This window comes from Mycobacterium sp. (assembly GCF_049280035.1).
In the GTDB taxonomy this organism is placed as follows: Bacteria; Actinomycetota; Actinomycetes; order Mycobacteriales; family Mycobacteriaceae; genus Mycobacterium.
Window position 1 is genome coordinate 1 of the sequence record NZ_JBAPPI010000281.1, and the last position, 5990, is coordinate 5990.

The 5990-nt window shown below is 65.5% G+C and carries 6 protein-coding genes and 2 pseudogenes; 5 read left to right on the forward strand and 3 right to left on the reverse strand.

Annotation, left to right across the window (positions count from 1 at the left end; genetic code table 11):
- A partial coding sequence (locus WAN71_RS09305) for an AAA family ATPase (RefSeq protein WP_422225054.1) occupies positions 1-1480 on the forward strand: 1480 nt, incomplete at its 5' end.
- Between the two features lie 81 nt (positions 1481-1561).
- Here WAN71_RS09305 and WAN71_RS09310 read toward each other — a convergent pair.
- Both WAN71_RS09310 and mhuD read right to left on the reverse strand, forming a co-directional pair.
- The gene (locus WAN71_RS09310; RefSeq protein ID WP_422225055.1) at positions 1562-2929 is read right to left on the reverse strand and encodes a serine hydrolase; all 1368 of its coding nucleotides are present in this window, start codon (positions 2927-2929) and stop codon (positions 1562-1564) included.
- Positions 2910-3221, reverse strand: coding sequence for a mycobilin-forming heme oxygenase MhuD (gene mhuD / locus WAN71_RS09315; protein ID WP_422225056.1), 312 nt, complete (start codon positions 3219-3221; stop codon positions 2910-2912). Before mhuD ends, WAN71_RS09310 begins: the two co-directional genes overlap by 20 nt.
- A 24-nt stretch (positions 3222-3245) precedes the next feature.
- On the opposite strand from mhuD, the gene WAN71_RS09320 reads away from it, so the two are divergent.
- A complete protein-coding gene (locus tag WAN71_RS09320; RefSeq protein WP_422225057.1) occupies positions 3246-4004 on the forward strand; it encodes an alpha/beta fold hydrolase in 759 nt (252 codons plus the stop codon).
- Positions 4005-4011: 7 nt separating this feature from the next.
- Here the strand turns inward: WAN71_RS09320 and WAN71_RS09325 are convergent, their stop codons facing one another.
- A complete protein-coding gene (locus WAN71_RS09325; RefSeq protein ID WP_422225058.1) occupies positions 4012-4920 on the reverse strand; it encodes an A/G-specific adenine glycosylase in 909 nt (302 codons plus the stop codon).
- On the opposite strand from WAN71_RS09325, the gene WAN71_RS09330 reads away from it, so the two are divergent.
- The 3 genes and pseudogenes from WAN71_RS09330 to WAN71_RS09340 all read left to right on the forward strand — a co-directional run.
- Positions 4919-5542, forward strand: coding sequence for a carbonic anhydrase (locus WAN71_RS09330; RefSeq protein WP_422225059.1), 624 nt, complete (start codon positions 4919-4921; stop codon positions 5540-5542). The two genes, WAN71_RS09325 and WAN71_RS09330, sit on opposite strands and share 2 nt — an antisense overlap.
- 80 nt (positions 5543-5622) lie before the next feature.
- A pseudogene (locus tag WAN71_RS09335) lies at positions 5623-5814 on the forward strand (MMPL family transporter); the annotation flags it as partial.
- Between the two features lie 20 nt (positions 5815-5834).
- Positions 5835-5990: pseudogene (locus tag WAN71_RS09340) on the forward strand (hypothetical protein); the annotation flags it as partial.

A 5990-nucleotide genomic window follows, 5' to 3' on the forward strand; every position in this document is an offset into this window, starting at 1 on the left:
CCTCAAGGGTCTGCGGGATCGCTACGAGGCCCACCACCGGGTGTCCATCACCGACGGCGCGATCGTGGCCGCTGCCACCCTGGCCGACCGCTACATCAACGACCGGTTCCTGCCGGACAAGGCGATCGACCTGATCGACGAGGCCGGCGCGCGGATGCGGATTCGGCGGATGACCGCACCGCCAGACCTGCGTGAGTTCGACGAGAAGATCGCCGAGGCCCGCCGCGAGAAGGAGTCCGCGATCGACGCGCAGGACTTCGAGAAGGCGGCCAGCCTGCGTGACCGCGAAAAGCAACTGGTGGCCCAGCGCGGTGAGCGTGAAAAGCAGTGGCGTTCAGGCGATATGGATGTGGTCGCCGAGGTGGACGACAACGAGATCGCCGAGGTGCTGGGTAACTGGACCGGCATCCCGGTGGTCAAGCTCACCGAGGCCGAAACTACCCGGCTGTTGCGGATGGAAGACGAGGTGCACAAGCGGATCATCGGCCAGGAGGACGCGGTCAAGGCGGTTTCCAAGGCGATCCGTCGTACCCGTGCCGGGCTGAAGGACCCCAAACGCCCGTCGGGCTCGTTCATCTTCGCCGGTCCGTCCGGTGTCGGTAAAACCGAGCTGTCCAAGGCGCTGGCCAATTTCTTGTTCGGTGACGACGACGCGCTCATCCAGATCGACATGGGTGAATTCCACGACCGGTTCACCGCGTCGCGGTTGTTCGGCGCCCCGCCGGGATACGTCGGATACGAGGAGGGCGGCCAGCTCACCGAGAAGGTGCGGCGCAAGCCGTTCTCGGTGGTGCTGTTCGACGAGATCGAGAAGGCGCACCAGGAGATCTACAACAGCCTGTTGCAGGTGCTCGAGGACGGCCGGCTGACCGACGGGCAGGGCCGCACGGTGGACTTCAAGAACACCGTGCTGATCTTCACGTCGAACCTCGGCACGGCCGACATCTCCAAGGCGGTTGGCCTGGGCTTCACCCAGGGTGGCGGCGACAACGACTACGAGCGGATGAAGCAGAAGGTCAACGACGAGCTGAAGAAGCACTTCCGCCCGGAGTTCCTCAACCGCATCGACGACATCATCGTCTTCCACCAGCTGACTCGCGACGAGATCATCCGGATGGTCGACCTGATGATCGGCCGGGTCGGAAAGCAGCTCAAGAGCAAGGACATGGCGATGGAGCTGACCGACAAAGCCAAGTCATTGCTGGCCAAGCGTGGCTTCGACCCGGTGCTGGGCGCTCGCCCGCTGCGGCGCACCATCCAGCGGGAGATCGAGGACCAGCTGTCCGAGAAGATCCTGTTCGAGGAAGTCGGGCCGGGCCAGATTGTCACCGTGGACGTGGACAACTGGGACGGCGAAGGTTCCGGAGAGGACGCGAAGTTCACCTTCACCGGGGCCCGTAAGCCGGCCGAGCCCGCCGAGCCGGATCTGGCCAAGGCCGGGGCCCACGCCGCCGGCGGCCCGGGGACGACCACGCAATAGCCGTCTGCCGAGTGGCCAGTTAAGGCACGCTTCGTCTTCAAGTTTCGTGTCATGACTGGCCACTCGTGCTCTGCGGCGGATTCAGCGCTGCTCGGGTAGCAGAGCGAAGACCTGTTTTGCGATCTGCAGCATCCAGCTGGTCACGCTCGGCCCGTGGTCGCGCGGCCAATTCAGCTGGAAACTCACCGCCCACGGCTGTCCGGTCCGGTCGACGGCATACCAGCTGAACGTCAGGTCACCCGGCAGGCCACCGGCTTTCGCGCCGATGTAGGGCCATTCGCGCCCATCCAGGTTGACGCCCGGAGCGGCCGCCAAGATCTGCTTGACGGGCGCGGCTTTGCCTACTGCGCCGGCCTGCAGTGCCGCATGCACCCGGCAGATGTCCTCGGCGCTGCCATACCATTCCACGCCATAGCCTGAGGCCGGCACGTGTGCGCGCTGCGGATCCGGTTGATAGACACGTGAATTGGCCTGGTCTAGCAATTGCTGCCGAATCTGCGGGGTGGCTAGCTTCCACTGCTCGCGCAGATCCGGCTTTCCCCAAGCGACCGAGAACAACTCGTACATGGTCGGAAAAGGCGTCATGGCGGCCGGGTCATGATGGCCGGCTTCGGCCAACGCGCTGTCGACGGCCTGAGTGCCGACTTTTCCGATCAGCATGTCGGTGGCCATGTTGTCGCTGGTGGCGATCATCTTTTCGGCGGCGGTTCGCACCGAAATATGCGCTCCCACGGGCAAATCCATTCCCGAGCCGACCGCCTTGCCCTTCTCGGTGACGGTCAGCTGGTCGTCCCAGGACACCGTTCCGGCCTTGACTGCATCGGCGACGGCGTAGAGCACGTACAGCTTAAAGATCGACGCCAACGGGAGTGGCTGCGCGGTATTGGTGCCGGCGACCCGATCGCATTGCCCGTCGTTGACCTTGGCGACTTGCCACGAGTAGCGGGCGTCGGTGTTGGCCAATGCGGTATCGATGTCACGCCAAGAGGAGATCGTCGGTGCTTGGGTGGTGACCTCGAACCCATCCACCAATGTGTCGTCGGCGGTATGTATCCGGATGTCTTGCCGCCCACCGTAGGACGTGATCAGCTGCAGTGTGGCCGTGCCCGCCTTGAGGTCGACTCCGCGCAGGGTGAAGGGGCGGTCCCACCAGAGTGCTTCCATGCTGGCCTCGACCTGTTTGACCATGTCAGGAGCGGCGAGGGTGGCAACTCCGATCGGGCCGATCGGCCAGTCGGAGTTGAGCATGTCGAGGGTCTGCTGGGCCCGCAGACCAGGCGGGGTTGTGATGTTGATGATCCGCGCGCCGGCACCCGCTGCGTGGGCGGACGGGGACGGTGGCGGGGCGCAACCCGGAGCCAGGGCGCTGACCAGCGTGGCGGCGGCCGTCAATGCCGCGACGCGGTGCGGGACCTGGCGCGGGCTGCGCTTACTGGCCCGATCCGGCAACGTCCAACACAACCTCGAATTCCAGCAGTGACGAGCCGGTCGCCACCGGGTTAGCCCGGTGGCCGGCGTGGGCTTCGATAGCTGGCCCGGTTGCCCACGCCTGGAACGCCTCTTCGGATTCCCAATGCGTCACCACGAAGTAGCGGTCTTCGCCCTTGATCGGCCGAAGCAGCTGAAAGCCGAGGAAGCCCGGCGAGTTCTCGACCGCGTGCGCGCGATGAGCGAACCGCTTCTCCAATTCGGGGCCTGCGTCCGCGGGCACCTCGATTGCGTTGATCTTCACCACTGGCATGCCGTTAGGCTACCGTGCCGCTCCATGGCGGCCGATCTGCTCACCCATCGTGGTGGGAGAGGTGACCCAGTGGTCTTGGTGCACGGCCTGATGGGCCGCGGCACTACCTGGCCGCGTCAGGTGCCGTGGCTGACCGGGCTGGGGGCTGTCTACACCTACGACGCGCCCTGGCACCGCGGCCGTGACGTGGACGATCCCTACCCGATCAGCACCGAACGATTTGTGGCCGACCTGGGCGATGCGGTCGTTGTGTTCGGCACGCCCGTCCGGCTGGTCGGGCATTCCATGGGCGCCCTGCACTCCTGGTGCTTGGCCGCCGAGCGTCCCGACCTGGTCTCCGCGTTGGTGGTCGAAGACATGGCACCAGACTTCCGGGGCCGCACCACCGGACCGTGGGAGCCGTGGCTGCATAACCTTCCTGTCGAATTCGGCTCTGCAGAGCAGGTATTCGCCGAGTTCGGCTCAGTCGCCGGCCAGTACTTCCTGGAGGCGTTCGATCGCACTGCCACTGGTTGGCGGCTGCATGGTCACACCTCTCGGTGGATCGAGATCGCAGCTGAATGGGGCACCCGCGACTACTGGGCGCAGTGGCAAGCGGTGCGGTCGCCCGTACTGCTGATTGAGGCCGGCAATTCGGTCACTCCTTTAGGTCAGATGCGTTCGATGAACGAAACCGGTCACCGGGCAGAGTATTTGCATGTACCCCGGGTAGGCCACTTGGTTCACGACGAGGCGCCCCTCGTCTATCGGCGGGCGGTGGAATCGTTTTTGGCCGCGACTTAGCCCCATTTCAGCCCGCTTCGCCGACCAACGCGAACCGCCCATCGGACGTCTGTTTCACCAGGCCATCGGCAAGCAGTGAATTCAGCGCTCGTTCGCGCTGGTCGGTATCCGTCAGCCAAGCGAGGTCCAGCTCGGCACGGGTGACCGGGAATTCATTGTCGCGCAAGACATCCAACAGCCGACCGCGAACCTGCCGGTCTGTTCCGGCGTAGGCCTGCGGGCGACGTGCCGGTCCCGGCGCGGGCGGGTAGCCGGCTTGCCGCCATCGGCAGCCACTCAGTGGGCATAGGCCACATCGCGGCGTCCGCGCGGTGCACACGGTAGCGCCAAGTTCCATCAGCGCCGCTGAAAATCGGTGCGCCGAACCATCATTGGGCAGCAACGCGGATACGTCGGCGTGGTCACGAACCGTCGATGCCGCGGCAGCGTCCGCGCGGCCATGCACAACGCGAGCCACCACCCGGCGGACATTGGTGTCGACTACCGGCACCGGCTGCTGGTAGGCGAAGCACGCCACTGCACGGGCGGTGTAGCTGCCGACACCCGGCAGCGTCAGCAGGATCTCGACGTCGTCGGGAACCACGTCACCGTAGTCACGGGCGATCACGGTCGCGCACTCGTGCAGGCGCTTGGCCCGCCGTGGGTAGCCCAGCTTGCCCCAAGCGCGCACGATGTCTGCGGCGCTGGCCGCCGCCGTCGCCGATGCCGTAGGCCACCGCACCACCCAGTCGCGCCAGATCGGCAGCACCCGCGACACCGGCGTCTGCTGCAACATGAACTCGCTGACCAGGATTTGCCACGGGGTTACACCGGGATCTCGCCACGGCAGGTCGCGTCGCGACCGGTCGTACCAGTCGAGAAGTTCAGTTGGCATTGGTGAGAGCCTCATGGCTGGCTGCGGCAGAATGTTCGGCATGCCCGATACCAATCCGGTGACCGCGTGGAAAGCACTCAAAGAGGGTAACGAGCGGTTTGTTGCCGGCCAGCCTGAGCATCCGAGCCAGAGCGTCGAGCACCGAGCCAGCCTGGCTAACGGTCAGAAGCCCACTGTGGCGCTCTTCGGCTGTGGCGACAGCCGGGTGGCCGCCGAGCTCATCTTTGATCAGGGCCTGGGCGACATGTTCGTGGTCCGGACGGCCGGGCACGTGATCGACTCCGCGGTATTGGGCTCGATCGAATTTGCGGTGGTGGTACTCGGCGTGCCGCTGATCGTGGTACTCGGCCATGACAGCTGCGGTGCGGTGAAGGCGACGCTGGCTGCGCTCGACGACGGTGTGCTGCCCGGCGGTTATATACGCGACGTCGTCGAGCGGGTGACCCCGTCGATTCTGCTGGGCCGCCGCGAAGGTTTGCACCGGGCAGACGAATTCGAGGCGCGCCACGTGGTCGAGACCGGCACTCAGCTGCTGGCCCGCTCGACGGTGATCGCCGAGAAGGTGGCCGCCGGTGAGCTCGCGATCGTCGGCGCCACCTATCACCTCGCAGAGGGGGAGGTTGTGCTGCGCAAGGTGATCGGCGACGTCGGAGAAGAGCCCTAAGCCGGATACCGCGGTGTGACGACGACGTGGTCATACTCGCAAATGCATAGCTCCTCAGCGATTTCGGTGTCGAACAGGTCGGTATGACCGTCGGGATCGGGCTGCTGCTCGACACCCTGATCGTCCGAGCTTTCCTGATGCCGTCGCTGGTGGCGCTACTGGGACGCTGGTTCTTGTGGCCACGCCTGGCCAGCCGTCCACCCGGCCGCCGGTTGACTGCGACCTCAGCTAACTGGGCGACACGCCGAGTCGGGTCGGACCTATCAACGTGACCTGGGCTTACGGTGTGAATGTGCTGGATCTGGAACCGCGGGGACCGCTACCGCCGGAGATCTACTGGCGACGCCGCGGATTGGCGTTGGGCATTGCGGTCGTCGTGGTCGGCATTGTGATCGCAATTGTCGTCGCTGTGCTGAGCAGCGGTGCCGGCGCCAACACCACCGGCGGC